Annotated in this window: 15 protein-coding genes; 7 read left to right on the top strand and 8 right to left on the bottom strand. The window is 72.1% G+C overall.

What is annotated here, in order from left to right; all coding sequences use genetic code 11:
- Positions 1–48: 48 nt before the first annotated feature.
- Positions 49–777 (top strand): response regulator transcription factor, encoded by a 729-nt coding sequence (locus ACQEV1_RS05605; protein WP_433391972.1) that lies wholly within the window; start codon positions 49–51, stop codon positions 775–777.
- A 7-nt stretch (positions 778–784) separates the two neighbouring features.
- The gene (locus ACQEV1_RS05600; protein WP_285631296.1) at positions 785–2,164 is read left to right on the top strand and encodes a sensor histidine kinase; all 1,380 of its coding nucleotides are present in this window, start codon (positions 785–787) and stop codon (positions 2,162–2,164) included.
- Here the strand turns inward: ACQEV1_RS05600 and ACQEV1_RS05595 are convergent.
- Positions 2,154–3,125 carry a TAXI family TRAP transporter solute-binding subunit gene (locus ACQEV1_RS05595; RefSeq protein WP_285631294.1) on the bottom strand — a complete coding sequence of 324 codons (972 nt, stop codon included), beginning with the start codon at positions 3,123–3,125 and terminating at the stop codon, positions 2,154–2,156. The genes ACQEV1_RS05600 and ACQEV1_RS05595 overlap by 11 nt on opposite strands.
- A gap of 675 nt (positions 3,126–3,800) precedes the next feature.
- On the opposite strand from ACQEV1_RS05595, the gene ACQEV1_RS05590 reads away from it, so the two are divergent.
- The 4 genes from ACQEV1_RS05590 to ACQEV1_RS05575 are packed head-to-tail and all read left to right on the top strand — an operon-like array spanning position 3,801 to position 7,248.
- Positions 3,801–4,733, top strand: a complete 933-nt coding sequence (locus ACQEV1_RS05590; protein WP_433391967.1) for a metal ABC transporter substrate-binding protein — start codon at positions 3,801–3,803, stop codon at positions 4,731–4,733.
- Positions 4,734–4,735: 2 nt separating this feature from the next.
- The gene (locus tag ACQEV1_RS05585; protein WP_433391964.1) at positions 4,736–5,500 is read left to right on the top strand and encodes a metal ABC transporter ATP-binding protein; all 765 of its coding nucleotides are present in this window, start codon (positions 4,736–4,738) and stop codon (positions 5,498–5,500) included.
- A gap of 9 nt (positions 5,501–5,509) precedes the next feature.
- On the top strand, positions 5,510–6,385 hold the full coding sequence (locus ACQEV1_RS05580) for a metal ABC transporter permease (RefSeq protein WP_433391962.1): 876 nt from the start codon (positions 5,510–5,512) through the stop codon (positions 6,383–6,385).
- Positions 6,382–7,248: a metal ABC transporter permease gene (locus ACQEV1_RS05575; RefSeq protein ID WP_433391955.1), complete on the top strand. Its 867-nt coding sequence runs from the start codon at positions 6,382–6,384 to the stop codon at positions 7,246–7,248. The genes ACQEV1_RS05580 and ACQEV1_RS05575 overlap by 4 nt, the downstream gene beginning before the upstream one ends.
- Before the next feature lie 79 nt (positions 7,249–7,327).
- Here ACQEV1_RS05575 and ACQEV1_RS05570 read toward each other — a convergent pair whose 3' ends face one another.
- From ACQEV1_RS05570 to ACQEV1_RS05540, 7 genes are all read right to left on the bottom strand, one after another.
- Positions 7,328–7,624 carry a hypothetical protein gene (locus tag ACQEV1_RS05570; protein ID WP_433391953.1) on the bottom strand — a complete coding sequence of 99 codons (297 nt, stop codon included), beginning with the start codon at positions 7,622–7,624 and terminating at the stop codon, positions 7,328–7,330.
- Positions 7,585–8,823: a PP2C family protein-serine/threonine phosphatase gene (locus tag ACQEV1_RS05565; RefSeq protein WP_433391951.1), complete on the bottom strand. Its 1,239-nt coding sequence runs from the start codon at positions 8,821–8,823 to the stop codon at positions 7,585–7,587. Before ACQEV1_RS05565 ends, ACQEV1_RS05570 begins: the two co-directional genes overlap by 40 nt.
- Before the next feature lie 102 nt (positions 8,824–8,925).
- Positions 8,926–9,729 (bottom strand): alpha/beta fold hydrolase, encoded by an 804-nt coding sequence (locus tag ACQEV1_RS05560; RefSeq protein ID WP_433391948.1) that lies wholly within the window; start codon positions 9,727–9,729, stop codon positions 8,926–8,928.
- Between the two features lie 63 nt (positions 9,730–9,792).
- Positions 9,793–10,017 (bottom strand): hypothetical protein, encoded by a 225-nt coding sequence (locus ACQEV1_RS05555; RefSeq protein ID WP_433391945.1) that lies wholly within the window; start codon positions 10,015–10,017, stop codon positions 9,793–9,795.
- Positions 10,018–10,078: 61 nt separating this feature from the next.
- Entirely contained in the window at positions 10,079–10,306 is a 228-nt protein-coding gene (locus ACQEV1_RS05550; RefSeq protein WP_285631267.1) for a hypothetical protein, read from the bottom strand.
- Positions 10,307–10,384: 78 nt separating this feature from the next.
- Complete coding sequence (locus tag ACQEV1_RS05545; RefSeq protein ID WP_433391943.1) at positions 10,385–12,634, bottom strand: choice-of-anchor Q domain-containing protein; 2,250 nt, start codon at positions 12,632–12,634, stop codon at positions 10,385–10,387.
- Positions 12,635–12,753: 119 nt separating this feature from the next.
- Positions 12,754–14,622, bottom strand: coding sequence for a serine/threonine-protein kinase (locus ACQEV1_RS05540; RefSeq protein WP_433391941.1), 1,869 nt, complete (start codon positions 14,620–14,622; stop codon positions 12,754–12,756).
- A 244-nt stretch (positions 14,623–14,866) separates the two neighbouring features.
- On the opposite strand from ACQEV1_RS05540, the gene ACQEV1_RS05535 reads away from it, so the two are divergent.
- A complete protein-coding gene (locus ACQEV1_RS05535) occupies positions 14,867–15,511 on the top strand; it encodes a cutinase family protein (RefSeq protein WP_433391939.1) in 645 nt (214 codons plus the stop codon).
- The last annotated feature ends 65 nt before the right edge of the window (positions 15,512–15,576 follow it).

The raw sequence follows: 15,576 nt of genomic DNA, 5'->3' as shown, positions 1-15,576 counted from the left end.
GCGGACGGACCGTCCGTATCGATAGAGTCACGCAGGGAAAGGAGTGCCATGCGCCTGCTCGTCGTGGAGGACGACGTACACGTCGCGGCGGCGCTGTCGTCGGTGCTCCGGCGGCACGGCTTCGAGGTCGACCTGGCGCACACCGCGGGCAGCGCCCTCGAACTGCTCGACCGCGGCCCGGACGTCATGCTGCTCGACCTCGGCCTGCCCGACCGGGACGGCTTCGACCTGTGCGGCCGCGTCCGCGCCGTCCTCGACATCCCGGTGATCATGGTGACCGCCCGCGCGGACGTACGGTCCCGGATCCACGGGCTCGACCTGGGCGCCGACGACTACCTCGTGAAGCCGTACGACGTCGGTGAGCTCATCGCCCGCATTCACGTCGTCAGCCGGCGGCGCTCCCCGGGCAACGGCGCCGGCGGCACGGCCCCGCCCGGCCGGCGGCCGGCGCAGGCGCTGTGCGACGGCCGGATCGAGCTGGACCGGCTGCGCCGTTCGATCCGCGTCGACGGGACGCCGGTGACACTCACCCGCAAGGAGTTCGACCTGTTCGCGACGCTCGCCCGCGAACCCGGCGTGGTCTTCCGCCGCGAGCAGCTCATCAGCGAGATCTGGAACACCAGCTGGCAGGGCAACCACCGCACCCTGGAGGTGCACGTCGCCTCGCTGCGGGCGAAGCTGGCGCTGACCGGCGTGATCGAGACCGTACGCGGGGTCGGCTACCGCATCGTCGCGGCGCCCGAGCGGCCCGGCGAGAACGCCCTCCCCCTCAGCTGAGCCCACCTTGCGCGCGCGACTCATCGGGACCCTGATCACCCTCATGGTCTGCATCCTGTTCGCCCTCGGCGTCCCACTGGGCACGAGCATCGTCCGTCAGCACCAGGACGCGCTGTTCCAGGACCGGCTGGATGACACCGTACGGTTCGCGGCGCTGGCCGGGAACGCGGCCCCGGGCGCCTCGACCTCCACGTTGAGCACCGAGCTCACGCGCTACCAGCAGGTGTACGGCATCTCGGCCGCGGTGCTGGACCGGAACGGCCGCCGGCTGGTCGCGACGCCGGGCTACCCCGGCGGCGACGTCACAGGGGTCCTCCGGCAGGCGTTCGCCGGGCGGCACAGCGCCGATCCGCACCTGATCTGGCCCTGGAGCGGCCGTTCGCTGGCGGTGGCCGCGCCCGTGATGCAGTCCGGAGACGTCGTGGGCGCCGTGGTGACCGTTTCGCCGACCGGGCGGATGCGCGCCGCCGTCCTGCACCGGTGGCTGCTGCTCTGCGGCGCGGCCGCCGTCGCGGTCCTGCTGTTCTGGTCGCTCGCCCACCGCCTGGCGACCTGGATGCTGCGCCCGGTACGCGCCCTCGACGCGGCCACCCACACCATCGCCACCGGCCGCCTCGACGCCCGTGCGACGGCCGCCTCCGGGCCGCCCGAGCTCCGCCGCCTCACGGCCTCCTTCAACGGGATGGCGCAGAAGGTGGAGGACACGATGGAACGCCAGCGCGCGTTCGTCGCCGACGCGTCCCACCAGCTCCGCAACCCGCTGTCCGCGGTCATGCTCCGGCTGGAGGACCTGGCCCTGGCGCTGCCGCCCGGCCGTGAGGAGGAGATCCAGGCCCTCCGGCGGGAGGCGCGCCGGCTGACCGCCGTCCTCGACGACCTCCTCGAACTCGCCCTGGCCGAGCAGCGCGAGGCCGCCGTGGAACGCTTCGACGTGGCCGCGCTCGTCGAGGAGCGGGTCACCGCCTGGCAGGTCGTCGCGGACCAGCGGGACATCGCCGTGATGCGCGCCTGGGGCGGGCCGGTCTGGACCGTCGCGGATCCGACCGCGCTCGGCAGCGCTTTCGACGCGGTGATCGACAACGCGCTGAAGTTCTCACCGGCCGGCTCGGTCGTCAGCGTGACGGTGGCCGGCGCCGGGGATCCCGTCGAGATCGAGGTGACCGACGAGGGGCCCGGGTTGCCACCGGAGGAAATGGCCCGCGTCGGCGACCGGTTCTGGCGCAGCCCGCGCCACCAGAACGTCCACGGGTCCGGGCTCGGGCTGGCCGTGGCGCGTACGCTGCTCGCCGCCTGCGGTGGCCGGCTGGACATCGCCACCGCCGACGGAGGCGGGCTGGCCGTGACGATGGCGGTCCCGGCGGATCAGCCTCCGGCGGTCACGGTTTGACGGACCGGTAGTAGCGCAGGGCTCCCGGGTGGAGCGGAACCGGCTCGGTCTGGATGGCGTCGCGCACGTCCAGGAGCTCGGCCGAGGGCACCTCGGCGGCGACGGCGTCCCGGTCGCGGATGAGCATCTCGGTCACCCGAAAGGCCAGGCCATTGTCCAGTGAGGCCGTGGCGAGCAGGAAGTTGGCCAGGGCGAGCGTGAGGGTCGCGCCGACGCCGTCGTAGGTGCCCTCGGGGATCGCGGCGGCGCGGTAGTAGGGCCCGTAGCGCGCGCGGATCGGCGGCGCGAGCGCGCCGAGCGCGATGAGCCGGACGGGCACCTGCCGGGCGAGCCTCGCGATCCCGGCGGTCGGCAGTCCTCCGGACCAGAAGAAGGCGTCGATCCGCCCCGCCCGCAACGCGGCGGCGGACTCCTCCAGCCCCATGCGGACCTGGGCGGGACGCCGGCCGGAGGTCAGGCCGGCGGCGTCCAGCACGCGCCCGGCCACGAGCTCCACGCCCGAGCCGGTCGCGCCCACCGAGACCGTACGGCCGCGCAGGTCCCCGACCGACCGGATCGGCCCGGTGCCCGCCACGGCCAGATGGATGTAGTCGTCGTAGAGGCGGGCCAGCGACCGGAGCGTACGGGAGGTGGCCGCCGCTCCCACGGCGTCCGCGGCCGCGAAGCCCAGCCGGTCGCGGCCGGAGGCCAGGCGATGGAGGTTGTCCACGGAACCGGTGGTGGAGTCCACGGACGGGCGGACGCCCGGCAGGCGGTGCTCGATCCGGGCGGCCAGCGACCTGGCATAGCGGTAGTAGACGCCGTCGACGGCTCCGGTGGCGATCGGCAGCGGCCCGTCGCGGTACGAGGGTTCGCCACCCACCAGCGCGCATCCCGCCGGCAGGCCCAACCCCGCGAGCAACAACGCCCGGCGGGCCGGAGCACCGGGCACGGCCGGGGTGACGCGCGGGCGTGAGGCCATGCGACATGATCTCACCCCGGCGTGTCCGCGGGGTCACCGTCGGTGTCGCGCCGTCCCGGCCTCGGTACGGAGTTGGCTGCGAATCCGCAGCTCAGCGGCCTTGTCTTCGCTGACCTGTGGTCAGCGCGCCCTCGGGGTTCGCGCAGCGAAGCGGACGGAGAACGGGGTGGTCCATCGCCGGTCAGATTGCGCGCCTCGCGGAGAAGGGCCGCGTGCGGGTGACGGACTAACGTGGGCTGGTCGGACCTGCTGAACGTGGCCCGGTACCTCGGCGGCGTACGACCGGTCGTCGGCGAATGGGGCTGGACGGCGTGGCTGACCGGCGGCAACTGGGCGCTGGCCCCGACCGCCGCCGGCATCGGGCAGGTCGTCCCTGTACACCACCCTGCCGACCCACTTCGACGACGTCGGCTGGTGGCAGAACCACCAGTGGGGGTCCAGGAGCTCGGTCGCCGTCATCGCCCTGCTCGCCCTCGCCATGCCCTGGGAACGCCGCCGACCCGCCGACACGGCCGGAACGGCGACCGTCCACCCGGAGACTCTCACGGACGCGGTCCGGTCACCGGCCGCGAAGAACACCTCCGCGAACCGACCGAGCAACTATCGATATTGACAACCGTTTTCATTATCGCGAGGATCGGTCTCCTCTACGCATATCGACCATGAGGAGACACTTTGCGTATCCACACCTCCGCCGTGGTCCTCGCCGGTCTTCTGGCCGCGGCCACGGCGTGTGACGGTTCCGCGAGCACCGGTGACGGCACCGGCGCGAGACGGTTGAAGGTGGTCGCCACGACCACCCAGGTCGCCGACTTCGCCCGCGACATCGGGGGCGACAAGGTCAAGGTCACCCAGCTCCTCAAGCCGAACGTCGACCCGCACGACTACGAGCCCTCCCCCGCCGACATCCAGGCCATCGCCGAGGCCGACGTCGTGGTGGAGAACGGCGTGCGGCTGGAGCGGTGGCTGGACCAGACGATCAAGTCCGCCGGCTTCCACGGCACCCTGGTCGACACGAGCAAGGGAGTGCCCATCCGCAAGGGCGACGGCACCGAGGAGGAGGCCGCCGGCGACCCGCACATCTGGCACGACCCGAAGAACGCCGAGCTCATGAGCCGGAACATCGCGGCCGCCTTCGAGGCCACGGACCCCTCCGGCAAGGCGGCCTACGCGGCGAACCTCGCCTCGTACACCACGAAGCTGGACCGGCTGGACTCCTGGATCGCCCGGCAGATCGGCACGCTGCCCGCCGGTCGACGCAAGCTGGTCACCAACCACGACGCCTTCGGCTACTACATCGACCGCTACCACCTGACGTTCGTCGGGTCGATCATCCCCAGCTTCGACACGTCCGCCGAGCTGTCCGGCAAGCGGCTCGACGCCCTCGTCGCCAATATCAAGTCGACCGGGGTCAAGGCGATCTTCTCCGAGTCATCGCTCCCCCCGAAGACCGCCGAGGCCATCGGCAAGCAGGCGGGCGTGAAGGTCGAGGCCGGGGAGGAGTCGCTGTACGGGGACACGCTCGGGCCCGCGGGCTCGGCCGGCGCCACGTACATCGACATGGAGCGCCACAACACCACCACCATCGTCACGGCGCTGAAGGGCTGACCATGAACACCCCCACGGACCCGGCCCTGGCACTGGACGAGGTCACCGTCAGCTACGGGCCCACACCGGCGCTGGAGAACATCGGCGGCGTGGTCGGCCCGGGCGAGGCGGTCGCCCTGATCGGCCCGAACGGCGCCGGCAAGTCGACCCTCATCAAGGCGATCCTCGGTCTCGTCCCGCTCGTGTCCGGGCGGATCACCGTCCTCGGCCGGACGCCCGCACAGGCCCGGCGCGAGGTCGCGTACGTCCCGCAGGCCGACACGCTCGACCCGGAGTTCCCCATCTCGGTCGGCCAGGTCGTGCTGATGGGCCGCTACCGCCGCATCGGCCCGCTGCGCCGCCCCCGGGCCGCGGACCGGCGGGCCGCCGGCGACGCCCTCGAACAGGTCGGGCTGGCCGACCGCGCCCGGCACCGGTTCGGCACGCTGTCCGGCGGGCAGCGCCAGCGCGTGCTGCTCGCCCGCGCGATCGCCGCCGAGCCCGGGCTCCTGCTGCTGGACGAGCCGTTCAACGGCGTCGACGCCGTCAGCGAGCAGGCCCTGCTGGACGCCGTCGCCGTGCTCAAGGGACAGGGGACGGCCGTCGTCGTCTCCACCCACGACCTGGCGCTGGCGCACCTCGCCTGCGAGGAGGTCTGCCTGCTCAACCGCCGTCAGTACGGCTTCGGCCCCACCCGGCTGACGCTCACCCCGGACCGGCTGCGCGCGACGTACGGCGGGCACGCCCTCGAACTGCGCGGTGACCGTGTCATCGTCGCGCACTCCTGAGGCCGGCCCATGGACCAGATCTTCATCGCGCCGTTCGCCCACCCGTTCATGGGCCGGGCACTGGCGGAACTGCTCGTCCTGGGGGCGCTGGCCGGCACCGTCGGAGTGCTGATCCTGCTGCGCCGCCTGGCGTTCATGACCGACGCGCTCACGCACACGGTCTTCCCGGGTGTCGTCATCGGCTACCTGCTCGGCGGCGAGGGCGGCGTCTTCTGGGGCGCGCTCGCGGCCGCCGCCGCGACCGCCGCCCTGCTGACCCTCATGACCCGGCACCGGGCGGTCACCGAGGACGCCGCGCTGGCGGTCCTGCTCACCACCTTCTTCGCCGTCGGCGTCGTACTCGTCTCCCGCGAGTCCGGCTACACCGCGGACCTGACCGCGTTCCTGTTCGGCCGGATCCTGACGGTCACGCCGCAGCAGCTGACCGAGACACTGGTGGTCACCGCCCTGGTCGTCGCGGCGCTGGCGGTCCTGCGGCGGCCACTGCTCGCCCGCGCCTTCGACCCGGAGGGAGCGCGGGCGGCCGGGTACCGGATCGGCCTGCTGGACCTGGCCACCAACGCCGTCGTCGCCCTGGTCGTCGTCGCCGCCGTACGCGCCGTCGGCACCGTACTGGTCATCGCGCTGCTCATCGTGCCCGCGGCGGCCGCTCGCCTCGTGTCGGACCGGCTGGTGCTCATCGTGCCGATCGCCGCCGCCATCGGCGCCCTCGGCGGATGGGCCGGGCTCGCACTCAGCTACGACGCCTCGATCCACCACGGCCTTCGGCTGGCCTCCGGCGCCACCGTCGTCCTCGTCCTGGTCGCCGGCCACCTCGGCGCGCTGGCGGCCGTGACGATCCGGCGGCGGCCGCCGGCGGACCGTACGGCGAGGAGCACGCCGTGACCGCCGTCGGCCGGGCGATCGTCGAGGCGATGCTCCTCGGCGCGGTCGGCGGCCTGATCAGCGTGCGGGTGCTGCTGCGACGGCTGCCGTTCTTCACCCTCGCGATGACGCACGCCACCTTCCCCGGCGTCGTGCTGGCCGCCATCGCCGGAGTGAACCTCTATCTCGGCAGCGGGGTGTTCGGCGTGCTGGTCGTGCTGGGCGTCCTGGCCCTGTCACGGCGCCCGGAGCAGGGCACGACCACGGCGATCGGCATCGTGCTGTCGGCCGGGTTCGCGCTCGGCGTCATCCTGCTGTCGGCCCGCGACGGCTTCGCCAAGGATCTCACGGCCTACACCGTCGGCCAGATCCTGACGGTGGGGACCGGCGACCTGGTCGCCGTCTCGGTGGTCGGCGTCATCGTCGTCGTCCTCGTGACCACCGCGGGCCGGCGACTGACGTTCCGCGCGTTCGACCCGGACGGCCACGCCGCCGCCGGGTACAGCCCGGCCGGCATCGACCTGGCGCTGCTGCTGGCCGTCGAGGCCGTCATCATCGTGGCCGTCCCCGCCGTCGGCGCGATCCTGGCCGTCGCCGTGCTCGTCGCGCCCGCCGCCATCGCTCGGCTCTGGGCCCGCGACATCCCGATGATGACCGCGGTCGCGGTGGCCACGGGCGCCGGCTGCGGACTGGCCGGGGTCCTCGTCTCCGCCCGATACGACGTGGCGGCCGGCGGCTCTATCACCGTCGTCACCGGGGGGCTGTTCGCCGTCTCGCTCGCCGCGACCGCCGCCTGGAACGCCGTCGGCCGCCGTGGCGGTTCGCGCCTCGCGCGGGTAGCGCCGGGCAGCACCGGTGGTGAACGCCGGTTCCGCGAGACATGAAGGAGGAGACCGGGACGACCGGACGCGAGATCATGACCGGTGTGGGCACCCTGCCGATCTGCGGCGAGAACGACCGGGCTCAGCCGGTGGGCGCCGCCTTCCGCAGGGTCGCCAGGTGCTCGCGCAGCACCGGAAGGGTGCTCTGGGCGAGGGTGCTGATCTGCGGCTCGGTGCCCTTGGCGATCTCCGTCTGGGTCTTGCCGATGAAGTCGTGGTCGAACTGCCCGCCGGCCTCGTCGCCGTTCGGCCGGGTCGTCGCGTCGTCGTGTGGCTTTCTGAGCTCAGGAGTCGTACTCGCCTCTTCGGCGTTGTACCCGCCCGCGACGGACCCGGCGCTCAGATGGTGAGGCGTTCTCCGGGGGCGGTGGGCATCCACTCCACGAGGACGACCGTGGCGTCGTCGCGGAGGCGTCCGTGCTGGTGGCCCAGGATCGTCTGGTTGAGACGGCGCAGGGTCTCCGGGGCGGTGAGGCCTTCGGCGTGGTTACGGATCACGAAGTCGCTCAAACCCGTCAGTCCGAACTCCCGGCCGTCCTCCCCGCGCGCCTCGACGACGCCGTCCGTGAAGAGGAGCAACCGGTCGCCGGGCCGCAGGTTCTCCGAGTGGACGGTCGAGGACGTACGCCGCCCCTGCACCGTCTCCTCCAGGCCGAGCGGCAGGCGCGGATCGCGAATGAGCTGCTTGAGCACCCTGCCTTCGCGGATGAGCAGGGGCGGCGGGTGGCCGCACGGGATCCAGCGCAGCTCGCCGGTCCCCATGTCGAGGTCGCACAGCAGCGCGGTGGCGAACCGCGACTCGCCGAACTGACCGGCGATGGCGGCGTCCGCCTGCTCGGCGGCGTCGGCCAGCGCTCCGCCGGAGCGGCGTGAGGCCCGGCAGGAGGCCATGGCGACACTGGAGATCAGCCCGGCGGTCAGGTCGTGGCCGACCGAATCGAAGATCGAGAAGATCAGGTGGTCGCCGGACAGGCTGTGGTCGAACGCGTCTCCGCCGACGTCGTACGCCGGCTCCAGGGCCGCGGCCAGGATCACCCTATTCGTGGCGAGCGTGCGCGGCGGCATGAACGCCCACGCCATCTCCGCCTGGACGGCCATCTCACGGCGCCGCCGGAGCCGCGCGAGCGTGTCGCTGTAGGGGTACTTGCTGGCGACGATCAGCGCGGCCAGGGAGGCCAGCATCCGGCATCGTTCGAGCGCCGTCCGGCCGGGGGGCGCCTCGCCGCCCGGGAACACGGCCTCCATGACGCCGAGCCGTTCGGTGCCGTCGAGGAGCGGGACCCACAGGCGATGCCGGTCGGGTTCGCCCTCGACCCGTTCGCTCTGCACGCTGATCGTCTGGTAGGCCCGCCCCGCCAGCGTGGAGTCGACCCGCAGCGACGGAGGCGTCTGCCCGGACGCGTCGTCCATCGGCCGCAGCCGCTGCTCCCGCAGATCGGCCAGATACATCCGGATCGCCGAGATCCCCAGGGGACGCGCCGCCTCGGTGAACTCGACCGCCAGCTTCCCTGGCGGCAGCAGGTGCGAGTTCTGGAGCAGTCTTCCGAGCGCGCCGACGGTCGATGCGTCCTCGGCCATCAGGCCGGCCGCCCGATGTCGAGGGCCGGAACATCGCGGGCGCGCGGGTGGGCACCCGGTACGCGCGGCGTGCCGGTGGCAGCGCCGACGCCGGCGATCCACTCATCCGTCCGCATCGGCGTCCTGCCGTACGAACTCGGTGACGAGGGCCGCGAGCGCCTCCGGCTCACGGAACGGGACCATGTGCGGGCTGTTCGGCACCGTCGCGAGCCTCGCTCCCGGAACCAGCCGGGTGACCTCCTCCGCCCACGAGTGCGATACCACCGTGTCGCGTTCTCCCCGCACGACGAGCGTCGGCACGGTGACCGCGGGCAGGCGGTCCTCGATCCGGTCACGCAGTGACTCGCCGAACGCGAACAGCACCCCGCCCGCCCCGCAGTCGCGGTAGTCGGCGAGTTTCAGCGGAAGCATCCGCGGGCTCTCGCGGACGGAGTCGCGCAGCCACCGCAGGACGGTGCGCGGCCACGTGCGTGCCGCCGGGTCGGTGGTCGGCCCGACGAGGACCAGCGACCGCACCCGGTCCGGATGACGCACGGCGACCTCGGTCACCACCTGGCAGCCGAACGAGCTGCCGAGCAGGCACGCCGGCGGCAGTTCGACCGCCTCCAGCCAGTCCGCCAGCGTCTCACCGAGCGCGGTGAGCCCGAGCGGCTCGGCCGGCCGGGAGCTCTGCCCGAAGCCGGGAAGATCGACCGCCCACGTCTCAACGCTCCTCCCCAGCCGCTCCACCAAAGGAAGCAGCGGCCGGCTGGAGGTCCCGGCGCCGTGCACGCAGACCACCGGCGTCACCGCCGTGGAGCCCGTGGACCACGAGGACAGCCGGTATCCGCCGGCCACGGGGAAACTCCGCCGCATGCCGACGGACCCACGCGGCGTGCCGGACGTCCCCACATTCGGCTCGGGCATCACACAAGTGGGATTACCCAGGTCGGGGACGCGAAACGAGCCCGAGCCGGCCTGGTCACGAGGTCAGTCCCGTACCGGGCGTAGCAGTCCTTCGCCGGCCACGGTGTCCTCCAGGAGCTCCTTGTAGCCGACGTCGAAGACGACGGTGAGCCGGCCGTCCTTGTAATCCAGGAGGCCGTCCCGGTCCGCGACCAGTGTCTCGGCGGCCTCTCGCTGCGAAGGGCGCAGCCCGGGAAGGCCGAACACCTTCTCTGCGAGGCCGGCGACGTCCGGGTGCGATGCCAGCAAGCGGAGCCCTACCCGGCCCTTGGCCGGAGAACGCCGGCCGCTCGCGTCTCACGCGAGGCGTTCAGCTCGTCTCGACGGAGCGCTGCTGCCCCGGGTATCCGGGTATCTGCTCAGGCAGACCGACCATCTCGTCGGGGAGCAGCTCACTCGGCGAGGGCGGCGTCGGTGGGTCTGGACGGGGATTCCCCTGCGGCACCAGCGCGTGCTCGGCGTCGATGGCGTCGCCCGCGTTGACGCCCTGTGGCTCGATCAGCGTGCCGGCGAAATCCTTCTGACCGTTTTGCAACATATATAACCGACTACCCGCTATGCGGATGCTAATCGAGCGCCGGCCGAGGCGCGGTCCGCCTCGGCCGGCAGGCCCGGGTTACGTGGTCGTCTCCTGCTTGGATCCGGTACCGGCGCTGAGCTCGTACGGGCCGATGTCGTCGGCGTGCCCCTGCGGCCGGGAGACGCCGTCGTAGTCGGCGTCCGGCGCGCCGGAGTCGGTGCCCGCGTCGACGCAGGGGCTGGACGCCGTCAGGTGGTAGTCGCCCGTGCCGTCGTCGCGGTAGTCCACCAGCTTGGGGTCCTCGCTGAGCGTGCCGGAGCTGTTCGGCGGCGTGAACTCCTCGCTGCTGTCCTTCCCGTACGTCCCCTTCTTGTTGCCCCAGAGCAGGTTGTCGTGGAACTCGTTGTTCGCGCCGTTCGCGTCGCTGCGGACGTTGATGCCGAACATCGCGTTGTCCAGCACGATGTTGTTGCTGATCACGAACTTGTCGGCGGTCGCGTCGACGCCGCCGCTGATGAAGATCCCGTGGTCGGCGTTGGCGAACGAGAGGTTGTTGGTGATGGTGGCGCCGGTCGCGTTGTGGTTGAACCGGATGCCGCTGCCGGAGCTGTTGTAGGTGACGTTGTCCTGGATGATGTCGTTCGCGCCGGACGGGTAGATGCCGTGGATGTACTGGCACTCGCGCGGGTACGGGCCGATGTGGTCGACCTGGTTGCCGACGAACGCGTTGTCCGACGACGACCCGTCGTCGCCGATCCCGTCCCCGCCCGGGCTGCCGGTGCAGTCGCCGGAGCCGATCTCGGTCCTGATGTCGTGCACATGGTTGCCCTGGACGATGTTGTGCGCGCCCCACGTCAGGATCCCGCTCCAGGCGCCGCCCGCGCTGGTGACGTCGAAGCCCTCGATGCGGACGTAGTCGCCCCGGTTCTCGAACGGGATGGCGGACGAGGTCGGCGCGATCTTCGCCTTCCAGCGGTGGTCGGCGACGAACGTCAGATGACCACCGGCGTGCCCGCTCGTCTTGTTCTCCACGGCGTCCTTGTAGGTTCCGTCCGCCACGTGCACCGTCGCGCCGCCGCTCGCTACCTTCACCTGCTCGGCGGCGTGCTGGATCGTCGCCCACGGGTGGGCCTGCGACCCGTCACCGGTCTTGTCGTCGCCGTCCGTCGCGACGTAGTACTGGTCCCCCGACGCGTCCGGGCCCGGCGTCTTCGGCGAGTTCTGCGTGTCCGGTGACGCCGGTGACGCCGACGCGTCCTGCGTACCCGGCGACTGCGGCGACTCCGGTGAGTCCGGAGAGCCCGGTGAGTCGAGCGTGCTCACTGAGTCGCCGGTCAGCGCGGCCTGGAACGCCTTGCCCTGGGTCGTGACGGTGTCGACGCCGGTGACCAGGCCGAAGTTCTGGTGGTCGGTGGCCGTGTAGATCATCGCACCGGCCGGCGCGGGGGTGAGCGCGCGGAGCTGCGCGATCGCCTTCGACGTCCACGCGGCCAGGTAGCCGGCGTTGGCGTCGTCGTAGACGGGGCTGCCGGCCTCCGGGTCGGCGTTCCACTCCGAGATGAAGTACGGCAGCGTTCTGCCGAGCTTGGCCTGGACCTTGTCCTCGATGGCCTTCACGTGGTTCTGCCAGTTGGCGAGGTGACTGACGCACGTGTTCTTCCAGTCGCCGTCGGTCGACGCTCCGCAGACGTACTCGTGCCACGACAGGTAGTCCGGCGCGGGCTTCGCGCCGGCCGCGAAGTCGGCCACGTAGTCCGCGAACTCGTGGTCCGCGCGGGACGCGACCGGCCCGACGTACCTGTCGTTCGGGTAGGCGGCCTTCAGCGCCGGCACCACCGCGTTCCAGGCGGCCGTGTAGTCGGCGGCCGACACATCCGCGCGGTCCGGCTCGTTCCCGAACTCCAGGTAGGCGGGATCTTCGCCGAACACCTGGTGGACCAGCTTGAGCAGGTGGAGGTCGGCGGCCTTCGTCTCCTCCGCCGTACCGCCCTCGCCCGGGCCCCGGATGATCAGCAGGGGCGTGGCGCCCACGTTCTTGACCGCCCGCATCGCGGACATGAGCAGGTCGTCGCCGACGGGCGTCTTGCCGGCGTCGTCGAAGTGGTCCCGCAGCGGCACCCGTACGAACGGCACACCCCACGAGCGGAACAGCTCCCGGGTGCCGGTCTGGGTGACCAGGGCGTCGTTCGCGCCGTAGAAGGACATGTTGACGCCCAGAAGGGGATCATGCGGCGGCGCGGTCGCCCGCGCCGGCCGTGTGACGACGCCGGCGACGACCGCGGCCACCACCGCCAGCGCCACCAGGGCCGAGGCCACGGCGCGTGGCAGCGAGGATTTCCTGCACATGGGCTACCTCCGGATGGATCGGGTGGGAGGAACCCAGATATAGGTGAAATAGCCGGTCACCAGGCGAAAGGATTGTCCGCCGTACAAAGGCCGAACAACCGAACAACGAAATGCCGAGCTCAGCGGCAGGTGGCCGTGACCGTGCCGGCGGCCTCGATCTTGTGTTCGGCGTAGTCGTCGTAGATCTGCAGGTCGATGGTGCCGGTCTTGGTCGGGCCGAACGAGAGGGTCATCGCCCGACCGCGATTGGCCCGCTGGTCGGTCCGGACATTGCCGCCGATGCGGTGTTCGGGAGTGTGCTTTCCCGGAAGGGTGTCCCACGCCTGATAGATGACGTTGGTGGCGGTGATGACGTCCGACGCGGGGATGTCGATGCGGAACGTACAGCTCTTGCCGACACCGGGATAGAAGGCCCAGTTCGCCCCGTCACCGCTGTCGGTCGTCCGGTGGATCAGGGCGTCGCCGCAGCCGCCGGTGCCGCTGCCCGCCAGCGGCTCCCAGGAGCCGCTGGTGTCCATCGCCGCCTTGGCCGTCGAGCAGGAGGGCCCGGACCGCGCGGTCCACGCGACGGGCGTGCTCGCCGGGCTCGCGCCGCCGGTCCGGCCGTCCGCTCCGGACGGGTGCTCGGCGGTCAGCGCGACCACGACCCCGGCGGCGACCAGGACGACGGCCGCGACCGCCCCGGCGCCGAGGCGTACGGTCGTGGTGCGGCGGTTCGCGGCCCGCGCGAGCAGCCCGGAGATGTCGTCGACGGAACGCTGCGCCGAGGTGGCCAGAGAGCCCCAGTCCACGCGGAGCGGCCGGTCGGCGCAGGTCTCGACGATCTGCGCCGGCGTGGGCCGCCGGGCGGGGTCCTTGTCCAGGCATCGGGTGATGAGCGCGCGAAGCCCGTCGTCGTGGCAGTCGAGCGCGGCCGGATCGGGCTCGGTGTGGATGATCCGGTACAGCACCTCGCCGGTCGTACCGTCGCCGAAGGGCAGGACACCGGTGGCGGCGTAGGCGAGGAGCGAGCCGAGCGCGAAGACGTCGGAGGCCGCGGTGACCTCGCCGCCGCCGGCCTGCTCGGGCGCCATGAACGGCACCGTGCCCACGCTGGCACCGGTCTGGGTCATGCGGCTGCCGTCGTGCGCCTGGGCCACCCCGAAGTCGATGACCTTGGGGCCGGTGGCCTCCAGCAGCACGTTGGCCGGCTTGAGATCGCGGTGGAGCACGCCGGCGGCGTGGATGTCGGCGAGCGCCTCGGCGATGCCCGCGGCCAGCCTCAGCACCGCGTCCGGCGGCAGTGGCCCGTCGGCGTCCACGGCGTCGCCGAGTGAGGGACCGGCGATGTAGGCGGTCGCCATCCAGGGCGGCTCCGCCTCCGGGTCGGCGTCGATGACGGCCGGGGTGTACGGGCTGTCGACCCGGCGCACGGCGGCGACCTCGGCCGCGAACCGCCGCCGGAAGTGCGGATCCTCGGCCAGGTGGGGACGCACGACCTTCACCGCCACCGGACGGCCGGACCTCGACACCGCCAGGTAGACCTGGCCCATCGAACCGCCGCCCAGGCGCCCGAGCAACCGGAACGGCCCGACCTTCGCCGCGTCGGACCGGGTCAGCGGCGTGACCGGCACCGGCGGTGTCTCCGCCTCGGGCACCTCCTCGGCGACCGCCGCGGAGACGGCGGCGGAGCCGGGGTCCGGGGCGGGAGCGCCGGGCTCATGGAGCAGGTCCGGATGCGCGGCCCGGAGTTCGGCTCGCAGGCTCGACCAGCGCTCACGCCACTCGTCGAGGTCGCCCTCGCACGCCGTCACGAAGGCGCTGGTGACCTCCCAGGTCGGCAGCCGCTGCCCCGACGCGGCCACCGACAGGACGGATGAGGAGTAGTGCGCCCTGCGCGCGAGCTCACGGTAGGTCGGCGTTCCCGGCGCGTTGACTCGCAGCTCCCGGAGTTTCACCGCGAATTCCCGCAACGGCCCTTCGGGAACCGGGGCCTCTCGCCTGCCCATCGCCACCTCGATCGCCGGGTCGACGCCCCTTCGCGGGAAATCGCGACAGCATCCTAGGCCGCCGATTACGGTCCGGTAACCCGGACGGCTGACCGGGAAAGGCCGTTTCCCTCACCATTCACTTGACCACCCGATTGATGGGCGTGTCATCGGTATGTCATCGGAGGTGATTAGCGTCTCCCGCGCGTATCGAAGAGCCGGTCGCGGAAGCCGCGCATCGGACCGTCGCAAACGGGAGGTTTGAATGCGCAAGTTCTCCGCCCTGCTGGCCGGCGTCGTCGCGCTGGCGGGAGTCACCCTGCTGGGGGCGCCCGCCGCGCAGGCGGCCTCATGTGAGGGCACCTACACGATCGTGGTCGGCGGCACCGGTGACCTCAACAGCACCATCTACTCCGGCAACATCAGCCAGCGTGTCGGGTACCCGGCGGTGCCCGTCGGAGCGGCCGACCGTCAGGGCGTCAACGAGCTGAACCGGCTGATCCGCGACCAGCGCGGCCAGTGCCCGGGCCAGCACGTCAAGGCGGTCGGGTACTCCCTCGGCGCCGCGGTCGTCCACACCTGGGTCACCGAGAACTGGCAGACGATCGGCAACGTGAACGCGATCCTGCTCGCCGACCCCAAGCGCCCCGCGGGCCCGGGCTCCGCCGGAGCCGCGGCCCACCCGGCCGTCGCCCCCGTCGTCGGTGCCCCGCTCGCCGGCGCCGACGACTACTTCGGCGACATTCCCGTACTGGAGATCTGCACCGACGACGTGATCTGCGACGCCAACGCGTCCTCGGGCCTGCCCGGCTACCTGTGGCAGGGCAGGCACGGGAACTACAACTTCAACGTCGACGTGTACACCGACGACGCCCGCGGACAGTGGTTCAACGGCGTCTACATCCCCTGACGGCGGCACGCCTCAGCTCAAGGTGCCGGTCGGCCTCCGCCGACCGGCATCTGTGCTTCGCGGCG

It is taken from the genome of Actinoallomurus sp. CA-142502 (assembly GCF_050936355.1).
Taxonomy (GTDB): Bacteria; Actinomycetota; Actinomycetes; order Streptosporangiales; family Streptosporangiaceae; genus Actinoallomurus; species Actinoallomurus iriomotensis.
The sequence above is the reverse complement of the archived record's forward strand: the minus strand, read 5'-3'. Positions and strand labels throughout refer to the sequence as shown.

Coding starts and splice junctions, on each gene's coding strand:
- ACQEV1_RS05605 (WP_433391972.1), top strand. CDS start 49: ATGCGCCTGCTCGTCGTGGAGGACGACGTACACGTCGCGGCGGCGCTG.
- ACQEV1_RS05595 (WP_285631294.1), bottom strand. CDS start 3,125: ATGGCCTCACGCCCGCGCGTCACCCCGGCCGTGCCCGGTGCTCCGGCC.
- ACQEV1_RS05585 (WP_433391964.1), top strand. CDS start 4,736: ATGAACACCCCCACGGACCCGGCCCTGGCACTGGACGAGGTCACCGTC.
- ACQEV1_RS05580 (WP_433391962.1), top strand. CDS start 5,510: ATGGACCAGATCTTCATCGCGCCGTTCGCCCACCCGTTCATGGGCCGG.
- ACQEV1_RS05565 (WP_433391951.1), bottom strand. CDS start 8,823: ATGGCCGAGGACGCATCGACCGTCGGCGCGCTCGGAAGACTGCTCCAG.
- ACQEV1_RS05560 (WP_433391948.1), bottom strand. CDS start 9,729: ATGCCCGAGCCGAATGTGGGGACGTCCGGCACGCCGCGTGGGTCCGTC.
- ACQEV1_RS05550 (WP_285631267.1), bottom strand. CDS start 10,306: ATGTTGCAAAACGGTCAGAAGGATTTCGCCGGCACGCTGATCGAGCCA.
- ACQEV1_RS05545 (WP_433391943.1), bottom strand. CDS start 12,634: ATGTGCAGGAAATCCTCGCTGCCACGCGCCGTGGCCTCGGCCCTGGTG.
- ACQEV1_RS05540 (WP_433391941.1), bottom strand. CDS start 14,622: ATGGGCAGGCGAGAGGCCCCGGTTCCCGAAGGGCCGTTGCGGGAATTC.
- ACQEV1_RS05535 (WP_433391939.1), top strand. CDS start 14,867: ATGCGCAAGTTCTCCGCCCTGCTGGCCGGCGTCGTCGCGCTGGCGGGA.